Annotated in this window: 21 protein-coding genes; 15 read left to right on the top strand and 6 right to left on the bottom strand. The window is 71.5% G+C overall.

Going from position 1 to position 22526, the window contains the following annotated elements:
- The 7 genes from AA75_RS21585 to pstB form a co-directional block, all read left to right on the top strand.
- Positions 1–2213, top strand: a 2213-nt coding sequence (locus AA75_RS21585; RefSeq protein WP_051812977.1) for an RNA degradosome polyphosphate kinase, incomplete at its 5' end; no start/stop codon positions are given.
- Between the two features lie 94 nt (positions 2214–2307).
- Positions 2308–3369: a CHAD domain-containing protein gene (locus tag AA75_RS21580; protein WP_051812975.1), complete on the top strand. Its 1062-nt coding sequence runs from the start codon at positions 2308–2310 to the stop codon at positions 3367–3369.
- Positions 3370–3909, top strand: a complete 540-nt coding sequence (locus AA75_RS21575) for an NUDIX hydrolase (protein WP_082526711.1) — start codon at positions 3370–3372, stop codon at positions 3907–3909. It abuts the gene before it with no gap.
- Between the two features lie 286 nt (positions 3910–4195).
- Positions 4196–5332: a phosphate ABC transporter substrate-binding protein PstS gene (gene pstS, locus AA75_RS21570; RefSeq protein WP_033821791.1), complete on the top strand. Its 1137-nt coding sequence runs from the start codon at positions 4196–4198 to the stop codon at positions 5330–5332.
- A 159-nt stretch (positions 5333–5491) separates the two neighbouring features.
- Positions 5492–6475 carry a phosphate ABC transporter permease subunit PstC gene (pstC, locus tag AA75_RS21565; RefSeq protein ID WP_033821790.1) on the top strand — a complete coding sequence of 328 codons (984 nt, stop codon included), beginning with the start codon at positions 5492–5494 and terminating at the stop codon, positions 6473–6475.
- Positions 6472–7542 carry a phosphate ABC transporter permease PstA gene (gene pstA / locus AA75_RS21560; RefSeq protein ID WP_033821789.1) on the top strand — a complete coding sequence of 357 codons (1071 nt, stop codon included), beginning with the start codon at positions 6472–6474 and terminating at the stop codon, positions 7540–7542. The genes pstC and pstA overlap by 4 nt, the downstream gene beginning before the upstream one ends.
- Before the next feature lie 41 nt (positions 7543–7583).
- Entirely contained in the window at positions 7584–8360 is a 777-nt protein-coding gene (gene pstB / locus AA75_RS21555) for a phosphate ABC transporter ATP-binding protein PstB (protein WP_033821788.1), read from the top strand.
- A 177-nt stretch (positions 8361–8537) separates the two neighbouring features.
- Here the strand turns inward: pstB and AA75_RS21550 are convergent, their stop codons facing one another.
- A complete protein-coding gene (locus tag AA75_RS21550) occupies positions 8538–9533 on the bottom strand; it encodes an inorganic phosphate transporter (RefSeq protein ID WP_033821787.1) in 996 nt (331 codons plus the stop codon).
- Positions 9534–9538: 5 nt separating this feature from the next.
- Positions 9539–10159, bottom strand: a complete 621-nt coding sequence (locus AA75_RS21545) for a DUF47 domain-containing protein (RefSeq protein ID WP_033821786.1) — start codon at positions 10157–10159, stop codon at positions 9539–9541.
- Between the two features lie 253 nt (positions 10160–10412).
- Between AA75_RS21545 and AA75_RS21540 the strand changes: the two genes are divergently transcribed.
- A complete protein-coding gene (locus AA75_RS21540; RefSeq protein ID WP_082526710.1) occupies positions 10413–10829 on the top strand; it encodes a metal-sensitive transcriptional regulator in 417 nt (138 codons plus the stop codon).
- Positions 10830–10872: 43 nt separating this feature from the next.
- Here the strand turns inward: AA75_RS21540 and AA75_RS21535 are convergent, their stop codons facing one another.
- Together AA75_RS21535 and AA75_RS21530 are read right to left on the bottom strand one after the other, a co-directional pair.
- A complete protein-coding gene (locus AA75_RS21535) occupies positions 10873–11061 on the bottom strand; it encodes a hypothetical protein (RefSeq protein ID WP_082526716.1) in 189 nt (62 codons plus the stop codon).
- A gap of 148 nt (positions 11062–11209) precedes the next feature.
- Positions 11210–12076, bottom strand: coding sequence for a hypothetical protein (locus tag AA75_RS21530; RefSeq protein ID WP_051812972.1), 867 nt, complete (start codon positions 12074–12076; stop codon positions 11210–11212).
- Positions 12077–12309: 233 nt separating this feature from the next.
- On the opposite strand from AA75_RS21530, the gene AA75_RS21525 reads away from it, so the two are divergent.
- The gene (locus AA75_RS21525; protein ID WP_233289127.1) at positions 12310–12540 is read left to right on the top strand and encodes a hypothetical protein; all 231 of its coding nucleotides are present in this window, start codon (positions 12310–12312) and stop codon (positions 12538–12540) included.
- A gap of 30 nt (positions 12541–12570) precedes the next feature.
- Here AA75_RS21525 and AA75_RS21520 read toward each other — a convergent pair whose 3' ends face one another.
- Both AA75_RS21520 and AA75_RS21515 read right to left on the bottom strand, forming a co-directional pair.
- A complete protein-coding gene (locus AA75_RS21520) occupies positions 12571–13317 on the bottom strand; it encodes a phosphatase PAP2 family protein (protein ID WP_033821784.1) in 747 nt (248 codons plus the stop codon).
- Between the two features lie 149 nt (positions 13318–13466).
- Entirely contained in the window at positions 13467–14642 is a 1176-nt protein-coding gene (locus AA75_RS21515) for a bifunctional lytic transglycosylase/C40 family peptidase (RefSeq protein ID WP_082526715.1), read from the bottom strand.
- A 249-nt stretch (positions 14643–14891) separates the two neighbouring features.
- Here AA75_RS21515 and AA75_RS21510 point away from each other — a divergent pair, with 249 nt between their 5' ends.
- The 6 genes from AA75_RS21510 (at position 14892) to AA75_RS21485 (ending at position 22477) form a co-directional block, all read left to right on the top strand.
- Positions 14892–15242, top strand: a complete 351-nt coding sequence (locus tag AA75_RS21510) for a hypothetical protein (protein ID WP_051812970.1) — start codon at positions 14892–14894, stop codon at positions 15240–15242.
- Between the two features lie 104 nt (positions 15243–15346).
- Positions 15347–16183 carry a hypothetical protein gene (locus AA75_RS21505; RefSeq protein WP_033821783.1) on the top strand — a complete coding sequence of 279 codons (837 nt, stop codon included), beginning with the start codon at positions 15347–15349 and terminating at the stop codon, positions 16181–16183.
- Positions 16173–17450: a hypothetical protein gene (locus tag AA75_RS21500; RefSeq protein WP_033821782.1), complete on the top strand. Its 1278-nt coding sequence runs from the start codon at positions 16173–16175 to the stop codon at positions 17448–17450. The genes AA75_RS21505 and AA75_RS21500 overlap by 11 nt, the downstream gene beginning before the upstream one ends.
- 7 nt (positions 17451–17457) lie before the next feature.
- Positions 17458–19032 (top strand): SCO6880 family protein, encoded by a 1575-nt coding sequence (locus tag AA75_RS21495; RefSeq protein ID WP_033821781.1) that lies wholly within the window; start codon positions 17458–17460, stop codon positions 19030–19032.
- Between the two features lie 19 nt (positions 19033–19051).
- A complete protein-coding gene (locus AA75_RS21490) occupies positions 19052–20401 on the top strand; it encodes an ATP-binding protein (RefSeq protein ID WP_033821780.1) in 1350 nt (449 codons plus the stop codon).
- Positions 20402–20659: 258 nt separating this feature from the next.
- Positions 20660–22477, top strand: coding sequence for a bifunctional UDP-sugar hydrolase/5'-nucleotidase (locus tag AA75_RS21485; RefSeq protein ID WP_033821779.1), 1818 nt, complete (start codon positions 20660–20662; stop codon positions 22475–22477).
- The last annotated feature ends 49 nt before the right edge of the window (positions 22478–22526 follow it).

Below are 22526 nucleotides of genomic sequence, written 5' to 3'. Positions count from 1 at the left end.
GGACGCCCGCCGCGCCGCCGACGCCCGCCGCGGCCCTTCCCGCAGGCCTCGCGCTGGGCCTGGCGGCCGAGGACGGGCAGCAGCCCGTCGCCGGCGCCGCCGGTGCGTCCGCGGGCCCGTCGGCCGAGTCCGGGGTCGAGGAGCTGCCCGAGGGCCGCTTCCTGGACCGCGAGCGCAGCTGGCTGGCGTTCAACGAGCGGGTGCTCGAACTCGCGGAGGACCCGAACATCCCGCTGCTGGAGCGGGCCAAGTTCCTGGCGATCTTCGCGTCCAACCTGGACGAGTTCTTCATGGTCCGGGTGGCCGGGCTGAAGCGCCGGATCGCCACCGGGGTCGCGCAGAAGTCCGCGTCCGGGCTGCAGCCGCGCGAGGTGCTCGACCTGATCTGGCGCCGCTCCCGGGAGCTGATGGCCCGTCACGCGGCCACCTTCCAGCAGGAGGTGCTGCCGGACCTGGCCGCCGAGGGCATCGAGTTGGTCCGCTGGCCGGAGCTGGCGGACAAGGACCAGTCCCGGCTGCACGCCCTGTTCCGGCAGCAGATCTTCCCCGTGCTCACCCCGCTGGCGGTGGACCCGGCCCACCCGTTCCCGTACATATCGGGGCTGAGCCTGAACCTCGCGGTGGTGGTGCGCAACCCGGTCTCCGGGCACAAGCACTTCGCCCGGGTGAAGGTGCCGCAGTCGCTGCCGCGCTTCCTGGAGGCGTCCCCGCAGCGGTACGTGCCGCTCGAGGACGTGATGGGCGCGCACCTGGAGGAGCTCTTCCCGGGGATGGAGGTGCTGGCGCACCACGCCTTCAGGGTCACTCGCAACGAGGACCTGGAGGTGGAGGAGGACGACACCGAGAACATCCTCAAGGCGCTGGAGAAGGAGCTGATGCGGCGCCGCTTCGGCCCGCCGGTGCGCCTGGAGGTCGAGGAGTCGATCGACCCGTACATCCTGGACCTGCTGATCCGGGAGCTGAACATCACCGAGGCGGAGGTCTTCCCGTTGCCCGGCCCGCTCGACCTGACCGGGCTGTTCGGCTTCGCGGACCTGGAGCGGCCGGAGCTGAAGTACCCGAAGTTCGTGGCGGGCACGGCGCGCGGGCTGACCGACGTGGAGTCCGCCTCGCAGCCGGACATCTTCGCCGCGATGCGCGAGCGGGACGTGCTGCTGCACCACCCGTACGACAGCTTCTCCACCTCGGTTCAGGCCTTCCTGGAGCAGGCCGCGGCGGACCCGCACGTGCTGGCGATCAAGCAGACGCTGTACCGGACCTCCGGTGACTCGCCGATCGTCGACGCGCTGACCGACGCCGCGGAGTCCGGCAAGCAGGTGCTGGTGCTGGTCGAGATCAAGGCGCGGTTCGACGAGCAGGCCAACATCAAGTGGGCCCGCAAGCTGGAGGAGGCCGGCTGCCACGTGGTCTACGGGCTGATCGGCCTGAAGACGCACTGCAAGCTGTCCCTGGTGGTCCGGCAGGAGGGCGACACGCTCCGCCGGTACTCGCACGTCGGCACCGGCAACTACCACCCCAAGACCGCCCGGCTGTACGAGGACCTGGGGCTGCTGACCGCCGACCAGCAGGTCGGGGCGGACCTGTCGGACCTGTTCAACCGGCTGTCCGGCTACTCGCGCCGCGAGTCCTACCGCCGTCTGCTGACCGCGCCGCGCGGGCTGCGGGACGGGCTGGTCTCGCGGATCAACGCGGAGATCGCGCACCACCGGGCCGGGCGCCCGGCGTACGTGAAGGTCAAGGTCAACTCGATCGTCGACGAGCAGCTGATCGACGCGCTCTACCGGGCCTCGCAGGCCGGGGTGCCGGTGGACGTGTGGGTGCGCGGCATCTGCGCGATCCGGCCGGGCGTGGCCGGGCTGAGCGAGAACATCCGGGTCCGCAGCATCCTGGGCCGGTTCCTGGAGCACTCGCGGGTCTTCGTGTTCGGCAACGGGGGCGATCCGGAGGTGTGGTTCGGCAGCGCCGACATGATGCACCGCAACCTGGACCGCCGGATCGAGGCCCTGGTGCGGGTGGCCGACCAGGCGCACCGGGCGGAGCTGTCCGGCCTGCTGGACCTCGGGATGTCGGACGAGACGCAGTCCTGGCACCTGGGCGCGGACGGCAGCTGGACCCGGCGCGCGCTGGACGCGGACGGGCGGCCGCTGCGGCACGTCCAGGACCTGTTGATCGACTCGCGCCGCCGCAACCGCAGTTCGTCGGGGACGCGCTGACGGCTTCGGCCGGGGCAGCGTGGGAGCACCGGACACCAGCCCCGGGTCCATCGCCACGGCGTGGGCCCGGGACCACATCGGGGAGAGCAGTGCCATGACCGAAGCGCCGACCACGGCAGCCGTGAACTCCGCGGCGACCGTCGGGGAGGTTCTTGCCGGCTACCTCACCGCCCAGGCGGGGGTGTTCCTGCGTGCTCTGCCGCAGACGGTCGGCGAGGCCGCGTCGAGACCCGGCGCGCTTCCGGCGTCGGCGGCGGCCGCGGGCGACCTGCTGGGGGCGGTCCGGCGGGTCGGCGGAGCGCTGCACACCTTCGGCGACGCCTTCGAGCCGCAGTGGGCGCAGGACACCAGGGCGGAGCTGCGCTGGCTGCTCGACCTGCTGGGGCAGGAGCCGGCGCACCAGCGCCGGGCGGCCCGGCTGCTGGCGGCCGTGGACTCGCTGGGGGACACCGACGCCCAGGCGCCGGGGATGCTGGCCGGGCACGCGGGCGCGCCCAAGGCGAGGGCGCTGCTGGAGCGGCAGCTGACGCTGGCCAGGACCAGGGCGCACACCGCGCTGCTGCAGGAGCTGCGCTCCGCGCGGCTGCACGCGCTGGCGGACCGGATGACCCTGCTGGCCGGCGACGTGCCGCTGGCGGGTGCGGTGGCGGGCCGGCCCGCCACCGAGCTGCCCGGGCAGGCGGCGGGGGCGCTGTCGGCGCTGCTGGCGGGTGTGGAGCGGCTGCCGCTGAGCCGGGCGGCGACCCCGTACGGCGGGGACGGGCTGCACCGGCTGGCCACCGTGCCCGAGGCCCGGGGGCCGGTGCTGGACGCGGACGCCGCGCTGGCGGCCGACGACGCGCCGTGGCACCGGGTGCGGATCCTGGTGAAGCGGGCCAGGTACGCGTTGGAGGTGTGCGGCAGCGCGCTGCCCGAGCTGGACGAGCTGAACGGGGTGCTGGACCGGCACCGGGAGGCCGCGGACGCGGCGGTGACGGCCTCGACCGCGGCGCGTACGCCGAGGATCACCCCGGCGACGGCCTACGTGCTCGGGGTGGTGCATGCTGATCAACGACTGGAGGTGGAGGCGGCCAGGTACGCCTTCGGCCGCCGGTGGCCGGGCCTGTCGGCCGGCCTCGGCGGTGGAGAGGGCCTCCCGGCACCACGGATGGCATGAATGGGCAACCGCCTGAACGCCGCGCACGGCGCGGCCCGCGACCAGTACGCCGGACCCCGGAGCGGGGGTGCCCGGCCGGTGCCGCGACGGGTGGGGCCGGAGAGGTCGACGATCCTGGCGGCCGGGGCGGTGCTTTGGGTGCCGGGGCCGGTGGCCAAGAACGGGCGGCGGCGCAAGAAGCCGCGCCTGGCGCTGGTGCACCGGCCCAAGTACGACGACTGGAGCCTGCCGAAGGGCAAGCTGGAGCCGGGTGAGGGCTGGCGGGCGGCGGTGCTGCGCGAGGTGCGCGAGGAGACCGGTTTCGAGTGCCGGCTCGGCACCGAGCTGCCCGCCCAGCACTACCGGGTCGGCGGGCGGCCCAAGGAGGTGCGGTACTGGGCGGCGGTGGCGACCGCGGGGGCCTTCGCCCCCAACCGTGAGGTGGACCGGTTGGAGTGGCTGTCGCCGCGCAAGGCGAGGGAGCGGCTGACGCACGTCCGGGACCGGGTGCTGGTGGACGCGCTGCTGGAGGCGCTCGGCGAGGACGTCCGCAGGCTCTGAGCGCGAGGCTCCGGTCACGCCCGGTGGCGGCGGCGTTGATCTTGCGCTGTCCGGGTGATCTCGCTGCGCCCTGCTCGTGACGCAACCGTTACTACCGGCCGCAGTTTCCTGCCATCCGTCCGAGGTTCACTCCCCGTTCATTTGCGACCGCCTGATGCGTCACCTGCCCGGCTTAACTTCGGGACTACCGGAGGGCCGAACAGGCCCCGGACCACAGCAAAACCCGCGCTGCCTGCCCCGACGGGGTCGGTTCTGACGCGGGCGATGCCTCAGAAAGGGACACCCTGTGAAGCTCCAGCGGAACGGCCGCTCCAAGGCCCTCGCCATCGGTGCCGTGGCGCTCGTCAGCTCGCTGTCGCTCGCCGCGTGCGGTACCGACGACAACACCAAGACCGCCGCCGGCGGCTCCTCCTCCGGTTCGGCCGCCCCCGCCGCCGCGATCGCCTGTGCCAAGGGCGGCCAGCTGCTCGGCGCCGGCTCCACCGCGCAGGGCAACGCCGTCGATGTCTGGAAGGCCGCCTACGGCAGCGCCTGCTCCGGCACCACGATCACCTACGGTGCGGTCGGCTCGGGCGCCGGCATCCAGCAGTTCAACCAGGGCAAGGTGGCCTTCGCCGGCTCCGACTCGGCGCTCAAGCCGGCCGAGGTCGACGCCTCGAAGGCGGTCTGCACCGGTGGCCAGGGCGTCAACCTGCCGATGGTCGGCGGTCTGATCTCGGTCGTCTTCAACGTCGACGGTGTCGACAAGCTCGTCCTCGACGGCCCGACCATCGCGAAGATCTTCGACTCGCAGATCACCAAGTGGAACGACCCGGCCATCGCCGCCCTGAACCCGGGTGCGAAGCTGCCGGACGCCGAGATCCAGGCGATCCACCGCTCGGACGACTCGGGCACCACCGAGAACCTGACCAAGTACCTGGCCAAGGCCGGCGGCGGCGCGTGGGCCTACCCGGCCGCGAAGACCTGGGCCGGCAAGGGCGGCCAGTCCGCCAACGGTAGCGCCGGTGTCTCCGCGCAGGTCAAGCAGGTCAAGAACTCGATCAGCTACGTCGAGCTCTCCTTCGCCCAGACCAACAAGCTGAACAGCGCCGCCATCAGCACCGGCGCCAGCAAGCCGGTCGAGGCCACCGCCGCCAACGGCGCCACCACCTTCGCCAAGGCGAAGATCGCGGGCACCGGCAGCGACCTGGCGCTGACCCTCGACTACGCGACCAAGGACGAGGGTGCCTACCCGATCGTCCTGGTCACCTACGAGATCGCCTGCGACAAGGGCAACAAGGCCGACAGCCTCGACCTGCTGAAGTCCTTCCTGACCTACACCATCAGCGACACCGGCCAGCAGGCCATCGGCCAGGCCGGTTACGTGCCGCTGCCGAAGGAGCTGTCCACCAAGGTCCAGGCCGTCATCCCGACCCTGGCCTGACCCCTCGGGTGACACCGGCAGGGCGGCCCCCGCAGGAGGGGGCGGGGCCGCCCCGCCGGGTATCCGGGTTCCGATCCACCGCCACACACGTCCGGGGCACCGCCGCCATTGGTGCCGCCCCTCGCCGGGGCAGCGCCGCCAGACCGGAGTAAAACGACCATGACTTCATCACCCCCTGCCACGTCCCAGGGCAGGGCCGGCCGGAGCAGGCGCGACAGCCGCTTCGGCGACAAGGTTTTCTTCAACTTCTCCCGTGGTGCAGGCATCCTGCTGCTGGTCATCATGGCCGCCATCGCGGGCTTCCTGGCCTACCGCTCCGCGCTCGCCCTGGGCAAGAACGAGGGCAACTTCCTCACCACCTTCGAGTGGACCCCGGACGGCGTGAAGCCGGTCTTCGGCATCGCGGTCCTGGCCTTCGGCACGCTGGTCAGCGCACTGATCGCGATGCTGATCGCGGTTCCGGTGGCGGTCGGCATCGCGCTGTTCATCTCGCACTACGCGCCGCGCCGGATCGCGCAGCCGTTCGCCTACCTGGTGGACCTGCTCGCGGCCGTCCCCAGCATCGTCTACGGCCTGTGGGGCGTGCTCTTCCTGGTGCCGCACATGGACGGTCTGACCAGCTGGCTGAACGAGTACCTCGGCTGGACGTACATCTTCGACCAGACCAAGAACGGCGCCCCGGCGCGCAACCTGTTCACGGTCGGCATCCTGCTGGCGATCATGGTTCTGCCGATCATCACCGCGGTCACCCGCGAGGTCTTCCGGCAGGTCCCGCGGATGCACGAGGAGGCGGCCCTCGCCCTCGGTGCCACCCGCTGGGAGATGATCCGCACCGCGGTGCTGCCCTTCGGCCGCCCCGGCATCATCTCCGCCTCGATGCTCGGCCTCGGCCGCGCGCTCGGCGAGACCATCGCGGTCGCCATCGTGCTCTCCAGCAACAGCCAGCTGTCGCTGCACCTGCTCGACCCGGGCGGCGGCACCTTCGCCCAGAACATCGCCCTGAAGTTCAACGAGTCCCAGCCGTTCGGGCGTGACGCCCTGATGGCCTCCGGCCTCGTCCTGTTCGTGATCACCCTGCTGGTGAACGGTGCGGCCCGCATGATCATCGCCCGCCGCAAGGAGTACTCGGGGGCCAACGCATGAGCGCCGCAACGACTACCGCGCCGGCTCCGCTGCTGCGCCGCGACCTGACCACCGCCCGGCTGCCCCGCTGGGCGCCCGCCGGGGTGGCCGTGCTCGCCATCGCCCTCGGCTGCGCCATCGGCGCGGGCGCCGGTCTGGCCAGCCACATCCAGTGGGGCCTGATCGCCGCCCTGCTCTTCCTGACCATCAGCTACGGCCTCGCGGCCAAGGTCGAGGGCCGTCGGCAGGCCAAGGACCGCTTCGCCACCTCGGTGGTGTGGGTGGCCTTCATCCTGGCGGTCGTGCCGCTCGGCGCGCTGACCTTCTACACCGTCCAGCAGGGCATCGGCGCCATCAACGGCGACTTCCTGACCCACTCGATGAAGGGCGTGGTGGCCTCCACCACGGCCGACGGCGGTATCTACCACGCCATCATCGGCACCCTGGAGCAGGTGCTCCTGGCGACCCTGATCGCCGCCCCGATCGGCCTGCTGACCGCCGTCTACCTGGTCGAGTACGGCCGGGGCCGGCTGGCCAAGGCGGTCACCTTCTTCGTCGACGTCATGACGGGTGTCCCGTCGATCGTCGCCGGTCTGTTCATCTTCTCGATCTGGACCATGTTCAAGCAGGGCTACTCGGGCTTCTCCGGCAGCCTGGCGCTGGCGATCCTGATGATCCCGGTCGTCGTCCGCTCCGCCGAGGAGATGCTCAAGCTCGTCCCGAACGAGCTGCGCGAAGCCTCGTACGCACTCGGTGTGCCGAAGTGGAAGACCATCGTCCGGATCGTCATCCCGACCGCCATCGGTGGCATCACCACCGGCGTGATGCTGGCCGTCGCCCGCATCACGGGCGAGACGGCGCCGGTCCTGATGCTGGTGTTCGGCAGTGACGTCATCAACAACAACCCGTTCAGTGACCCGCAGCAGTCCCTGCCGCTGTACATCTGGCAGCAGTACACCGTGGTCAACAACGAGTACGGCTACGACCGCGCCTGGGGTGCCGCGCTGGTGCTGATCGCCTTCGTGATGGGGCTCAACCTCGTCGCGCGCGGCATCGCCCGCTGGCGTTCGCCCAAGGCCGGGCACTGACACCGACTGACGTACGAGACGACGAGAGAAGACGAAAGATCATGGCAAAGCGCATCGACGTCAGCGGACTGTCCGCGTTCTACGGCACCACCAAGGCCATCGAGGACATCTCGATGACCGTCGAGCCCCGCTCGGTGACGGCCTTCATCGGCCCCTCCGGCTGCGGCAAGTCGACCTTCCTGCGGACCCTGAACCGGATGCACGAGGTCATCCCCGGTGCCCGGGTCGAGGGCAAGGTGATGCTCGACGACGAGAACCTGTACGGCTCCAACGTCGACCCGGTCGCCGTGCGGCGCTCGGTCGGCATGGTGTTCCAGCGGCCGAACCCGTTCCCGACCATGTCCATCTACGACAACGTGGTGGCCGGTCTCAAGCTGGCGGGCGTCAAGAAGAAGTCCGTGCTGGACGGCGTGGTCGAGAAGTCGCTCAAGGGCGCCAACCTCTGGAACGAGGTCAAGGACCGACTCAACAAGCCGGGCGCCGGCCTCTCCGGCGGCCAGCAGCAGCGGCTGTGCATCGCCCGCGCCATCGCGGTCGAGCCGCAGGTCCTGCTGATGGACGAGCCCTGCTCGGCCCTCGACCCGATCTCCACCCTCGCCATCGAGGACCTGATCGGCGAGCTGAAGACCCAGTACACGATCGTCATCGTGACCCACAACATGCAGCAGGCGGCCCGCGTCAGTGACCGCACCGCCTTCTTCAACCTGGCCGGTGTCGGCCAGCCGGGCAAGCTGATCGAGCTGGACGACACCCAGCGGATCTTCTCCAACCCGTCGGTCCAGGCCACCGAGGACTACATCTCGGGCCGCTTCGGCTGATCGGACCGGCCGCGAGCCCCCGTCCCGGAACCTGGCGCCACCCGGCGCCCGGGACCGGCGGCGAGTGACTGCTCCGCGGCGCTGCATGGCGGTGCCGCCGCGGAGCACTGAGAAGGGCCCGCCCCCGAGACGTGGGGGCGGGCCCTTCCGCTTTCCTGTTTCCTGCCGGTGGTGGGGTCAGGCGAAGACCCCGTGCACGACCGCGTAGATCAGCGCGGCCACCAGCGCGGCGGCCGGCATGGTGATGAACCAGCCGAGCACGATGTTCTTGGCGACCCCCCAGCGGACCGCGCGCAGCCGCTTGGTGGCGCCCACACCCATGATCGCGGAGGTGATCACATGGGTGGTGGAGATCGGCGCCTTGTAGACGAACGAGGTGACGTACATGATCGTGGACGCGGTGGCCTCGGCCGCGAAACCCTGCGGCGGGTCCAGCTCGATGATCTTCCGGCCGAGGGTCCGCATGATCCGCCAGCCACCCGCGTAGGTGCCCAGCGACAGGGCGGTGGCACAGGAGACCTTGACCCAGATCGGGATGTCACCGGTCGACTGGTGGCCCGAGATGGTCAGCGCCATCACCACGATGCCCATGGTCTTCTGGGCGTCCTGGAGGCCGTGCGCCAGGGCCATGGCGGCGGCCGAGGCGGTCTGGGCGACCCGGAAGTTGCGCTTGGCCCGGTGCGGGTTGGCCCTGCGGAAGATCCACAGGATCGCCAGCATCACCAGGTAGCCGCAGATCAGGCCGACCACCGGCGAGACGAACATCGGAATGACGATCTTGTCCAGCACGCCGGACCAGATCACCTCGGTGCCGCCGGCCAGCGCCGCGCCGACCATGCCGCCGAACAGCGCGTGCGAGGACGAGGAGGGCAGGCCGAAGTACCAGGTGGTGAGGTTCCAGGCGATGGCGCCGACCAGGGCGGCGAACAGGATGCCCATCCCCTGCCGGCCGGTCGGCGTCTCGATGATGCCGCTGGAGACGGTGTGTGCCACGCCGCTGCCGAGGAAGGCACCGGCCAGGTTCATCACGGCCGCCATCGCCAGCGCGACCTTGGGGGTCAGCGCCCGGGTGGAGACCGAGGTCGCGATGGCGTTCGCGGAGTCGTGGAAGCCGTTGGTGTACGTGAAGAAGAAGGCAACGCCGAGGACGGCGATGAGTGCTGCGGTGTCCACGCCGGTCAGGACTCCTTGACCGCGATGGTCTCCACCGTGTTGGCCACGTGCTCGAACGCGTCGGCCGCCTCCTCCAGGACGTCGACGACCTGCTTCAGCTTGAGCACCTCGATCGCGTCGTACTGGCCGCTGAACAGGTGGGCGAGCAGCTTGCGGTGGATCTGGTCCGCCTGGTTCTCCAGCCGGTTGACCTCGATCCAGTACTCGGTGAGGTTCTCCATCGACCGCAGGTGCGGCATCGCGCCGGCGGTCAGCTCGGCCGCCCGGGCCAGCACCTCGATCTGCTGCTCGACACCCTTGGGCAGGGTCTCGATGTCGTACAGGACGACCAGGTCGACGGCCTCCTCCATGAAGTCCATGATGTCGTCCAGCGAGGAGGCGAGGCTGTAGATGTCCTCGCGGTCGAAGGGCGTGATGAACGAGGAGTTCAGCTGGTGGAACACGGCATGGGTGGTGTCGTCGCCCGCGTGCTCGGCGGCGCGCATGCGCTCGACGATGTCCGCGCGGGCCGACACGTCGGCTCCCAACAGTTCCAGCAGGAGCTTCGATCCCACGACCAGGTTCTCCGCGGCCGCGGCGAACATGTCGTAGAAGCTCGTCTCCTTCGGGGTCAGGCTAAAACGCACGGAAATCTCCGATGTGCGGGGGCGGGACTGAACGATGCTAGGCGCAAGGTGTCAGAACTGTGCAAACGGGGGTTGACGTGACGCCTCAGTGTGGCTCAAACTCGGCCGGTTTGCCCCTGCCCTGCAGCACCGGTCCGGGAACCGCCCGCCCGGACGGCGGAACACCGTCCAGGCCCGTGGTGTTGGACACTGGGAGCTCAGGCACGGGGCGGGCAGCCGCACGGCCGAGCAGCGAGGACGGAAGGCGAGCCGGATGACCACGATCCCGACGCGCACCGAGGACGGACCGGCGCACGGCGACGGTGTCCCCGGCCCGGCGGACCACGACCACGAGGACGGTGGGGCGGGCGTCGGCGGACACCCGGCAACCGCGTCCGGCGGGCACGGCCCGCACGGCTACAGCTCCCAGAAGAGCGAACACCTCAAGCGGCTGCGCCGGATCGAGGGGCAGATCCGGGGCCTGCAGCGGATGGTCGACGAGGACGTCTACTGCATCGACATCCTGACCCAGGTCTCGGCCGGCACCAAGGCGCTGCAGTCCTTCGCGCTGTCGCTGCTGGAGGAGCACCTGCGGCACTGCGTCGCCGCCGCGGCCGAGGAGGGCGGGGCGGAGCTGGACGCCAAGGTGGCGGAGGCCACCGCGGCCGTCGCCCGGCTGCTGCGGTCCTGAGCGGCCGCGTGCTCCCGGCCGCCCGGCCGCGGGCCGGCCGGGGTCAGCCGCCCGGTCCGCCCGGGCGCGGCTCGGGGGCGCGGTCGAGCAGCACCTCGTCGATCTGCTCGGTGGCCAGCCGGTCCTCCGCACTGGTGGACGCGGCGATCATCAGCTCCCCGGCCAGCTCGATCTCGTCGAGCGCGGTCTCGTCGTGGCCGCCTGCCCGGCCGTCCGCGGACGCCACCTGCACCACCACCCCTTCAGCGCCGCCTGCCGGTCCCCATGGCAGCCCCGGCTGTCCAGCGTAGGCAGCTCGGCGCCCGCCCACATGGCACGGACGGGTCATCTCTGCCGCCGAAACGGGTGGGACGCCGCCGGGGCGGGTGCGGCACCGCGGACTACTTCGCGGACGGCGACTCGGATCCCTGCATCGCGTAGATGTCGCCCGCGGCGGGCTCGGCCGCCTCGACGGGCTTGCCGAAGTCCCCGAGCGAGACCGTCGAGACCACCTTGACCTGGTCCTTCGCCGCCTTCGACCCGGCGACCCCGGTGAAGTCGAAGGTCTCGACCACCTTGTGCAGCCGGCCCTGCGCGTCCAGCCAGGCCTCGTACGGGACCTCCTTGACGGTGAAGGTCTGGGCGCCCATCCGCAGCGAGTCGGCACCCCGCCCGCCGGTCGCGTCCGCGGCCTTGGCGAGGTCGAGGGTGCCCTTGTAGTGCTGCAGCTCCACGCCGCCGACCGTCTCGGTGCCCACCAGGTCGGCCCGCTGGACACCGCGCAGTGCGCCGGCGGCCACGGCGGGATCGGTGGCGCCGCTGCTGACCAGGTTCCCGTCGGGCAGCTGGCGGACGTCCAGCTTGACGAACTTGCCGGCCGGGATCTTGGCGCCGCTGTTCTGCAGGTAGACCGTGCCGGGCAGGACCACCTCGACGATCGTGCCGGTGGTCGCGGCCCCGGGCGGGACGGTGATCTCCATCCGGCCGATCCGCTTCACGTAGTCGTACCCGCCGACGCCGGTGAAGACGGCCTTCTTGTCCGCGGACTCGGTGACCAGCTCGGTGGTCAGGTGGACGGAGCCGGTGCGGCCGGTGATGTCGGCGGCGCTGCGGACGGCGGTCAGCGGATCGGCGGACAGCTGGTCCGCTGAGCTGCCCTGCGGGTGCGTGGCACCACCGCAGGCGGCCAGTGCGGCCGCCAGCACCGCGACCGCGGCGGCGGCCCGGACGGGCGGCACGGACCGGCGGCTCTTGATCGGCTTCTTCACTCTCGACACAACCCCCTCGGGCACGGTGCCCGGCAAGCCACCACCCCGGGTGGGCGGAGCGCTTCACCGGGAAACGAGCCGACGGCTCAGGGGTTACGCCAAAGGGGGCGCGCGGAAGTCGTCGCGCGCTGGGTGCGGATCGGGTTACCGTGAGGCACGTGTACAGCGAGCTGCCGGCCCCGTCCGGCGCGCCACCCGATCCGTCCGAGCGGGTGCCCGATCCGTCCGGGCCGGTGCTCGACCCGTCCGGGCCGGTACCGGCCGCCGAGCACCGGGTCTCGGTCGACGAGCGCGGGTCCTTCGCCTTCGCGAGCTGCAGCTGTGGCTGGTTCGCCCCCGCCCGGCGCTCCCGGGACCGGGCCAGACGCGACGCCGCCGAGCACCTGAGCGAGCACCTGAGCGAGTACCTGGGGGACCACCCGGGGGATCACCCCGCCGATCATCCGGCCGGGCAGCGGAGCTGACGCCGTGGCAGGCCTCGTGCCTCCGGGGCCTCAGGCCGCCAGGTCGCGTTCGGGGGTGTGGTCCGCCGTGCTCTCCCGGGCGGCGGCGGGCCGGGACCGACGGGACGCCGACCGGCGGCGGCCGCGGGCGGAGCGGCCCCGCGAGGGACGCTCGGGGCGGGGACCGGCGACTATCAGCGGCGCGGCCGCCGTCCGGGCCACCGCATGGCAGAGCGGGACCAGCACGGCCATCGCGATCGGCGCCAGCAGCAGCACCACGGCGGTGGCCAGCGCGTAGCCGCCGATCACATCGGTCGGGTAGTGGACGCCCATGTACATCCGGCAGAAGCCCTGCAGCAGGGCCAGCACCCCCGCCACCAGCCCGAGCCGGCGGTTGACCAGCATCAGTGCCACCGCGATGCCCATGGACATCGCCGAGTGGTCGCTGACGAAGGACAGCGTGCCCTCCTTGCCCTCGACCAGGACGTCCAGTTCGGGGTGGTCGACGAACGGGCGCGGCCGGTCGACGATCGCCGAGATGGGGAGGTTGGCCAGCTCGGCCAGGGCGACCGAGAGCGGCGCCCAGAGCAGTCCGGCCACGGCGACCGGGGCGCCCGGCGACCGGCGGGCCTGCAGCCAGGCGGTCAGCAGGACGGCCGCGAGGCCGAGCAGGATGCCGTACTCGCCGACCCAGGAGACCAGTCCGGTCAGCCAGTCCGGCGAGGCGACCGCCAGGCCGTTGACCACGCGCAGCAGGTCGAGATCGGGATCGACCGTGTCGGCGAGCAGCGTCGACACGCCACACCTCCCTCCCTCGTCACGGTGGGCCACGTCCGGCCCACCGTGCAAGAACGCCGGAGGCGGTGTCCAGGTTTCCGGGCACCGGCCCTGTTATGGAAACTTGACTCACCGTCCACTTGACGCGCACACGAAGAGGATTCGGCGGGTCAGACCTTTGCCGGTGGTTGACCGGTGACGGGTGTGGCGGGTGCGGTGGGGGTCGCCCTTGCGGCGGGAGGGGCGGAGGCGGCCGGGGCGGCCGCGGCGGCCGGGCCGGTGCCGCCGGTGGACTGGTTGCCGCCGCTCGGGCCGCCGCCGCCGGTGATGCTGCCGTCGGCGCCGCGGACCGGGAGCGCCTCCGCGCCGTCCGGCGTGACCCGGGTCGCGCCGATGTAGTCCCGCTGGTCGATGGTGTCGTAGCGGACCAGCGCGCCGGTGTGCGGTGCGTCGATCATGTAGCCGCCGCCGACGTAGATGCCGACGTGGTGGATGGAGCGCGGGTCGGTCAGGTCGTTGGCGAAGAAGACCAGGTCGCCCGGCCGGAGTTGGTCCCGGGAGGGGTGCTCGCCGGCGTACCACTGGTCGTTGGCCACCCGCGGCAGCTTGATGCCCACGCTCTCGAACGCGGACTGGGTGAGGCCGGAGCAGTCGAACCGGCCGTTCTGCGAGGGCAGTCCCTCGCCGCCCCACAGGTACGGGGTGCCGAGTTTGGTCTGGGCGAAGTAGATCGCGCCGGCCGCCTGCCGGGAGAGGCCGACCGCGCTCCCGGTGGTGGGCGCGGTGAAGCTGCGGGCCAGCGCCTGGATGCTGCGGACGTAGCCCTGGGTCTCCTTGTACGCGGGGATGCCGCCGGCGTTTATCACCGCGTACGGGCCCGCGTTGTAGGCGGCGAGCATATTGGCCTGGCGGTCGCCGGGGACCTTGGAGACGTCCTTGGCGAGGGCGCAGTCGTAAGTGGCGGCGGAGGCGATGGCGTCGGAGGCGTCCCAGATGTCCCGCCTGCCGTCGCCGTTCCCGTCCGTCCCGTAGGTCGCCCAGGTGCCTTCCAGGAACTGGGCCATCCCGTAGGCCTTGGCGGGACTGCGGGCGCCCGGGTCGAAACCGCTCTCCTGGTAGAGCTGGGCGGCCAGCATCGGGGGGGAGATCTCGGGGCAGAGGGTGCCCCATTTCTGGATCAGCGGCTGGTAGGCCGCGGGCACCGTGCCGCTGGAGAGCGCGAGGTTGTTCCCGCCCTGCTGGGGCGTGCCGCTCGCGGCGAACGTTCCCACGGTGACCAGACCGACGAATCCGACCGTCACAACTGCCGCAGCGGCAGCGGCGGCGCGTGCCTTGCGGAGTACCATCAGCACCATCCCGACGAAGCGTCAGTCAGCAGTGTCCAGGAAGGCGTTGCTCAGCGCAATCATCGCGAACACTCACAGTGAGCCGTATCCTTCGTACGGTGGACATCCTGTCGTACGTGTCCCATCCCGCACGACCAATCCGCGAGAAGTAGCCAAGTCGACATCAGATCTGGCCAAGAATAGGACCGGCCCCTTCGCTCGACCCTGGTTCGGGGCCTTGAATTTGCCTGATCGGGCGGTGAGATGGAAATGAACCTGAGCAGCGTGGACAGCAAGGTGATCGGGTACCTGGCGGAGGATCCGCCGAAGAAAGCCAATATCGACACCATCATCGGCGGGATCGCGCCGGACTGGGGGCCGTTCTCCAGCCTGGGCTCGGAGGCCCGGGTGATGGTGGAGGTCATCATGGCCGTGGCCATCCTGGCCTGCCTGGGCCTGGCGGTCTGGGGTGCGGCCAAGCAGCGGATCGGCGCCACCGCCATGAGGGACACCTTCAGCGCCGAACAGGGCAAGGGGCTGATCATCGCCGGGCTGACCGGCGTGTTCATCATCGGATCCCTCGGCACCCTGTTCACCATTGTCTACGGCATGGCCATCTGACGGTCAGATAGTCGTCCCGGCGGAGCGGCCCTGCTGCGTCTGCTGGGGCTGTCGTATTTCACCACCGGAGCCCCACCCGGGCTCCCCGCACCAGGAGGGCCGCCGTGCCGTTGTCCGACGACCAGCCGCACACCCGCACGCGGCTACCGGTCGCCGAACAGTCCTCCCACCAGATGAGCGGCCGTCAGCCGCGCCCGCTGCGGACCCTGCTGGCCGTCCTGGTGGTGGTCACCCTCCTGGTCCTTGCGATCTCGGTCGCCAACCGCGGCAAGCCCGACCCCGGGACGGGCCGCTCCCAGACCTCGGCCGACGGGGCCGGCGCGGACTCCGACGGCAAGGGCGGGCCCGCCCCCGCCAACACCGCGGCCACCGGCCGGGAGCCGGTCACCACCACCTCGGGCGGGGTCGCCAGCGGCTTCCCGCACACCGACCAGGGCGCGCAGTCGGCCGCCGCCAACTACGCGGTCGCGCTGGGCGGCGCGGAGATGTTCCGGGCCGACAGCCGGCATGCGCTGGTCGCCACCGTCACCGACCCCAGCGTCACCCCGCAGCTCCAGGAGCGGCTCGACAAGGCCTTCGGCCCGGAGACCGTGGCCGGCTTCGGCCTGGACGCCCAGGGCAAGGCCCCCAAGGGCCTGACCTTAGTCAGCCGCAGCGTCCCGGTCGGCACCAGGACCACCAACTCCGCGGACACCGCGACCAAGGTCGAGGTCTGGTGCACGGGGCTGGTCGGCCTCGCGGGGGCCAACTCGATCAAGCCGGTGACGGAGAACTGGTACACCCTGACCGTCACCATGCGCTGGAGCGGCAGCGACTGGAAGCTCACCGACTTCTCCCGCGCCGCCGGACCGGCTCCCGTCCCGGGGGATCAGCAGGCGGCCACCGCCGAGGACATCACCAATGCCGTCCAGCAGTTCGGAGGCTTCCGCTATGCCCGCTGACGGTCCGCCCGCCCCCTTCGTCCGGCGCGCCGGCGCGCTCGGCGGTGCGATGGCGATGCTCCAGCTGGCGGCCCTGGTGGCCGCGCAGCGGGCGTTCGCCGACCCCACCCCGAGCCCGACGCCCTCGCCCAGCCGTTCCTGTTCGGTCGACCTGCCGGTGGCCGGCGCGGACCAGCTCTGCGCGCCGGCGGGCGCGGTGACGGTACCCGGGACCGGCGCGGTCGCCGGTGCGACCGACCCGCTCGGGTCGCTCGCCAAGGGCTGCGCCCAGGCCGCCGCCTGGGTGGTCCGCAAGCTGTCCGGCGCGATCGACGGCACCACCCAGGTCGACTTCACCAACGCCGCCTTCCTGCAGCAGTACGCCGTGGTCTTCGCCGGCTCGACCATCATCACGCTGGTGCTGTGGCTGCTGGCCGTCACCAAGCGGGCGGTCCGCGGCGCGCCGCTCGGCCAGGCCTTCGCCGAGGCGATCGGCTTCCTGTGGCTGACGGTGGTGGCCTCCGCCTTCACCCCGCTGATTCTGTTCACCCTGGTCAGCGTGACCGACGGGCTGACCGCCGCGATCGCGGCCGGCACCAAGTCGGACACCGGGACCTATCTGGGCGGCTTCGCCGACACCCTGGAGAAGGGCACGATGGGCGGCGGCCCGCTCATCCTGATCATCGTCTCGCTGGTGGCCGTGCTGGCCGCCGCGGTGCTCTGGATCGAGCTGCTGATCCGCGCCGCGATGCTGTACGTCGGCGCGCTGCTGGGCACCGCGGTGTACGCCGGGCTGGTCGACAAGCAACTGTGGAAGCACGTCCGCCGCTGGGCCGGGCTGATGCTGGCGGTCGACCTGGCGAAGCCGATCATCGTGATCATCCTGGGGCTGGCCGGCGCGGTCGCCACCGGCGCCGGGGCGGACGACGACTTCGCCCGGGTGCTGTCCGGGCTGGCCATCCTGTTCCTGTCGATCTTCGCCAGCGCCGCCGTCTACCGTTTCGTCCCGGGCCTCGGCGACGAGATGCTCCAGCTGCGCAACGCCCGGGCCGGCGCCGTCTCGGCCGGCTCGGCGATGATCAGCGGCCCGGCCAACCTGGTGAAGCAGGGCATCTCCACGCACGGCTCCCGGGGCGGCCCGCAGACCGCGAACGCCTCCTCCGGCGCCGGCGGCGGCTCGGTCGCCCCCGGCATCGCCGCGCACGCCGGCCGCACCCCGGCAGCCGCCGCGCCCCCGCCGCAGTCCCCGCCCATGAACCGTGACAGCAACGCAGCGAAGGGAGGGTGACGGGTCGGTGAGCAGCGAACCGCTCGGCCAGTACGGAGCCCAGTACGCCCAGCCGTACGTCCACCAGCGCCGCACGTATCTGATCGGCAAGTCCCGGCCCAACGCGCCGATCGGGCGCAACCGGGAGACCGGCGAGATCGTGCTGGTGATCTTCGGGGCCTTCATCGGCATGATGTGGGGCCTGCTGATGCCGGTCCTGCCGCTGCGGATCGCGGGCCTGGTGGGCTTCCCGCTGCTCGCCATCATGGCGGTCTACGTGCCGTACCGGCGCCGCACCTTCTACAAGTGGGCGGAGATCAACCGCAGCTACCGGCGGACCCTGCGCAGCGGCCGGGCGGTGTGGAAGTCGGACGTGATCGACGCGGGGACCCGGCTGGACGGCCGGGAGATCGAGGTCGGGCCGCCGCCCGGGGTGGGCCGGCTGCGCTGGCTGAGCGCGCCGTTCGGGCCGGACGAGGTCGCGGTGCTGATGCACCTGGAGCGCCGGACGGTGACCGCGGCGATCGAGATCGAGGGGCCGGGCGTCGGCCTGCGCGACTCGGAGGACCAGGAGGCGCTGGTCGACCGGTTCGGCACGCTGCTCAAGCACGTGGCCAACGGGGACGGCTTCGTCACCCGGCTGCAGATCCTGGCCCGGACGCTGCCCGCCGACCCGGACGCGCACGCCAAGGACGTGGAGCGGCGCGGCGCGCAGGAGGCCCCGCGCTGGCTGAAGGAGTCGTACGACCAGCTGCAGTCGATGGTGTCGACCTCCTCGGAGCAGCACCGGGCGTACCTGGTGGCCTGCATGCACTACACCCGGGACCTGGCCGCGGAGGCGCACGCGATGGGCCGGGACGCGACCGGCCGGCGGACCAAGGACGACGACGGGCTCGCCGCCGTGATGGCCCGTGAGCTGACCGACATCTGCGCCCGGCTGGCGGAGGCGGACATCCGGGTCCGGCAGCCGCTCGGCCAGGCCCGGCTGGCCTCGCTGGTGCACTCCATGTACGACCCGGACCACCCGATCGACCACCTGCAGGCGATGAGCCGGCGCAACGCCTGGCCGGCCGAGCTGGACGCGACCCACCCGCAGCTGCTGCAGGCCAAGACCCGGGAGTCGGTGACCCGGGAGCCGTGGTGCCACGCCACCGCCTGGATCAAGGAGTGGCCGCTGACCCCGGTCGGCGTCAACTTCCTCGCGCCGCTGCTGGTGCACACCCCGGACGTGATCCGCACCGTGGCGGTCACCATGGACCTGGAGCCGACCGATGTGGCGATCGAGCGGATGCTGACCGAGAAGACCAACGACGAGGCCGAGGCCAACCGCGCCGCCAAGATGAACCGCACCGTCGACCCGCGCGACCTGGCCCACACCGGCCGGGTCGACCAGCGCGGTGACGACCTCGCCTCCGGCGCGGCCGGCGTCAACCTGGTCGGGTACCTGACGGTGTCGGCCCGCAGCCCCGAGGCGCTGGCCCGCGACAAGCGGACCATCCGGGCCTCGGCGGGCAAGAGCTACCTGAAGCTGGAGTGGTGCGACCGGGAGCACCACCGGGCCTTCGTCAACACCCTCCCGTTCGCCACCGGCATCCGCCGCTGACCCCGCAGGAGGCACCGTCATGGCGATCGGCAACCTCACCGAGGCCTTCACCAGCCTGATGTTCGGCAAGGTGGAGACCACCCGGCTGCCCGTCCGCACCTCGACCGGCCAGGCCCAGGCGGTGTACCTGCCGACCGCCGCGCCGGGGCTGGGCGACTCCGGCGTGATCATCGGCCGCGAGGTGTACAGCGGCAAGGGGTACGTCTACGACCCGTTCCAGCTGTACGGCCAGCAGCTGCCCGCGCCGCACTGGCTGGTGCTCGGCGAGTCCGGCAACGGCAAGTCCGCGCTGGAGAAGACGTACGTGCTGCGCCAGCTGCGGTTCCGGGACCGGCAGGTGGTGGTGCTGGACGCGCAGGGCGAGGACGGGGTCGGCGAGTGGAACCTGATCGCCAACGCGCTGGGCATAAAGTCCATCCGGCTCGACCCGATGTCGGCCCGGGACGGCGGGGTGCGGCTCAACCCGCTGGACCCGTCGATCACCACCACCGGCCAGCTCTCGCTGCTGCGCACCATCATCGAGGTGGCGATGGGGCACGGGCTGGACGAGCGGGCGGGCTTCGCGCTGAAGGCCGCGCACGCGCACGTGATCGCCTCGGTGACGCAGCGCCAGCCGGTGCTGACCGACATCATCGACACCCTGCGCAGCCCCGAGCTGTCCTCGGTGGAGTCGCTCGGGGTCGCGGTCGACGACGTGCAGTCCTGGGGGCTGGACGTGGCGCTGGTGCTGGACCGGCTGGTCGACGGTGACCTGCGCGGCATGTTCGACGGGCCGACCACGGACGGCATCGACCTGGACGCGCCGCTGATCGTCTTCGACCTCTCGCACATCGACCGCAACTCGATCGCGATGCCGATCCTGATGGCGATCGTCGGGGTCTGGCTGGAGCACACCTGGCTGCGGCCGGACCGGGTGAAGCGGATCTTCCTGGTGGAGGAGGCCTGGCACATCATCAACAGCCCGTTCGTGGCGCAGCTGTTCCAGCGCCTGCTGAAGTTCGGGCGCCGGCTCGGCCTGTCCTTCGTCGCGGTGGTGCACCACCTGTCGGACGTGGTGGACGGGGCGGCGGCCAAGGAGGCCTCGGCGATCCTGAAGATGGCCTCGACGCGGACCATCTACATGCAGAAGGCCGAGGAGGCCAGGGCCACCGGCCGGGTGCTGGGTCTGCCGCGCTGGGCGGTGGAGATCATTCCGACCCTGTCGCCGGGCATCGCGGTGTGGGACGTCAACGGCAACGTCCAGGTGGTCAAGCACATCATCACCGAGGCCGAGCGCCCGCTGGTGTACACCGACCGGGCGATGACCGAGGACGCGGTCGCCGAGCGCGAGCGCGCCGAGCAGCACCTGGCGGCCGAGCCCCGGCGCTGACCCGGGCCGAGCCCGGGCGCCGGGCGTCCGGGGCGGACGGGTCCCAGGCGTCGGGCGGGGTGTCAGGCGCCGGACGGGGGGTCAGGCGCCGCCGGGAGGGTGCCGGTTGCTCGTCTTCGTGCCGTTCGCAGGAAACCCTCTTGTTACTTGCAGGGTCCTGACAGCTACGCGCGTTGACCCTAGGCTTCACTGGTCAATCGGCACCTGCCAGCCCGGCCCCGGCCCACACCGGGGCCCCGACGGTCCAGGGGATCCCTCATGCCCAGCACCGGTCTCACCGGTCGATACCGCAAGGCGGCCTACGCCGCCGCCGCAGCCGCCGGCCTCTTCGGCTCCGTCCTCGTGCCCGGCGTGGCCGAGGCGCACGGCTACGGCCACGGTCACCACCAGCCGAAGGTCGTCGACCTCCAGCTGCTGGCCATCAACGACTTCCACGGCAACCTGGAGCCCCCGGCGGGGTCCTCCGGCACCGTCAAGGAGATCGACCCGGTCACCAAGCAGATCGTCTCCACCCCCGCCGGCGGCATCGAGTACCTGGCGACGGCGCTGCGCGAGGCCCGCAAGGGCCACCCGAACTCGCTGACCGTGGCGGCCGGTGACATCGTCGGCGCCAGCCCGCTGATGTCGGGCCTGTTCCACGACGAGCCGACCATCGAGGCGATGAACAAGCTCGGCCTCGACGTCACCAGCGTGGGCAACCACGAGTTCGACGAGGGCTCCAAGGAGCTGCTGCGCCTCCAGAACGGCGGCTGCCACCCGACCGACGGCTGCTACGTCAAGGGCCGCAAGTTCAAGGGCGCCGACTTCGAGTACCTGGCCGCCAACGTCACCAACGAGAAGACCGGCAAGCCGATCCTGGACCCGTACTGGGTGACCAACGTGAACGGCGTCAAGGTCGGCTTCATCGGGGTGACGCTCGAGGGCACGCCCAACATCGTGACCGCCGAGGGCGTCAAGGGCCTGAAGTTCGCCAACGAGGTCACCACGATCAACAAGTACGCCGCCGAGCTCAAGCGCCGGGGCGTCGACTCGATCGTGGCGCTGATCCACGAGGGCGGCTACCCGGCCAGCCCGGTCTACGACTTCGACTGCGGCGCGGGCGGCGCCGGTGTCTCCGGCCCGATCGTGGACATCGCCAAGAAGATCGACCCGGCCGTCGGCGCCATCGTCACCGGCCACACCCACAACGCGTACGCGTGCAGCATCCCGGACCCCAACGGCGTGCCGCGCTCGGTGACCAGCGCCGCCTCCTTCGGCCGGCTCTACACCGAGATCGACCTCAAGCTCGACAAGCGCTCCGGCGCTATCGTGCGCCCGTCGGTCACCGCCGCCAACCACATCGTCCGCCGCGACGTGCCCAAGGCCGCGGACATGACCAAGCTGATCGACTACTACAACAAGCTGGCCGCCCCGATCGCCAACCGCCCGCTCGGCTGGATCGGCGCGGACATCAACGGCCGCGGCTCCGCCGACCTGGAGAAGCCGCTCGGTGACGTGATCGCCGACGCCCAGCTCGCCGGGCTCGCCCCCAAGGACAAGGGCGGTGCTCAGATCGCCTTCATGAACCCCGGCGGTATCCGCTCCGACCTGGTCTACAAGGCCTCGGGCAGCGAGGGCGACGGCGTGGTGACCTACGGCGAGGCGTTCACCGTCCAGCCGTTCACCAACATGATGCAGGTCAAGACGCTGACCGGGGCCCAGCTCGTCCAGCTGCTCCAGCAGCAGGTCAGCGGCGTCAACGAGGCCGCGCCGAAGATCCTGCAGAACTCGGCGGGCTTCACCTACACGCTGGACATGACCAAGACCGGCGCCGCCCGCGTCCTGGTCGACACGGTCAAGCTGAACGGCACCGCGATCGACCCGGCCGCCTCGTACCGCGTCGCGGCCAACGAGTTCCTGGCCGGCGGCGGCGACGGCTTCCCGGCCTTCGCGGCCGGAACCGACAAGCTGGTCGGCGTCTCGGACCTCGACCTGTTCGCCGCCTACCTGGGCGCCAACAGCAAGGCCGACGCCCCGCTGAAGGTCCCGGCGCAGGACCGGATCAAGATCATCGGCACCGGCACGGACAACGACTGACGGTTGTGCACGGACGCAGGGCGGGACACCCCCGGGTGTCCCGCCCTCG

It is taken from the genome of Kitasatospora sp. MBT63 (assembly GCF_000710465.2).
GTDB lineage: Bacteria > Actinomycetota > Actinomycetes > Streptomycetales > Streptomycetaceae > Kitasatospora.
This window is presented reverse-complemented; position numbering and strand designations above follow the sequence as displayed.

What these genes read in the sequence shown, in the direction of transcription:
- AA75_RS21580 (WP_051812975.1), top strand. Translation starts at nt 2,308, where the DNA reads ATGACCGAAGCGCCGACCACGGCAGCCGTGAACTCCGCGGCGACCGTC.
- AA75_RS21575 (WP_082526711.1), top strand. Translation starts at nt 3,370, where the DNA reads ATGGGCAACCGCCTGAACGCCGCGCACGGCGCGGCCCGCGACCAGTAC.
- pstC (WP_033821790.1), top strand. Translation starts at nt 5,492, where the DNA reads ATGACTTCATCACCCCCTGCCACGTCCCAGGGCAGGGCCGGCCGGAGC.
- pstA (WP_033821789.1), top strand. Translation starts at nt 6,472, where the DNA reads ATGAGCGCCGCAACGACTACCGCGCCGGCTCCGCTGCTGCGCCGCGAC.
- pstB (WP_033821788.1), top strand. Translation starts at nt 7,584, where the DNA reads ATGGCAAAGCGCATCGACGTCAGCGGACTGTCCGCGTTCTACGGCACC.
- AA75_RS21540 (WP_082526710.1), top strand. Translation starts at nt 10,413, where the DNA reads ATGACCACGATCCCGACGCGCACCGAGGACGGACCGGCGCACGGCGAC.
- AA75_RS21515 (WP_082526715.1), bottom strand. Translation starts at nt 14,642, where the DNA reads ATGGTACTCCGCAAGGCACGCGCCGCCGCTGCCGCTGCGGCAGTTGTG.
- AA75_RS21510 (WP_051812970.1), top strand. Translation starts at nt 14,892, where the DNA reads ATGAACCTGAGCAGCGTGGACAGCAAGGTGATCGGGTACCTGGCGGAG.
- AA75_RS21500 (WP_033821782.1), top strand. Translation starts at nt 16,173, where the DNA reads ATGCCCGCTGACGGTCCGCCCGCCCCCTTCGTCCGGCGCGCCGGCGCG.
- AA75_RS21490 (WP_033821780.1), top strand. Translation starts at nt 19,052, where the DNA reads ATGGCGATCGGCAACCTCACCGAGGCCTTCACCAGCCTGATGTTCGGC.
- AA75_RS21485 (WP_033821779.1), top strand. Translation starts at nt 20,660, where the DNA reads ATGCCCAGCACCGGTCTCACCGGTCGATACCGCAAGGCGGCCTACGCC.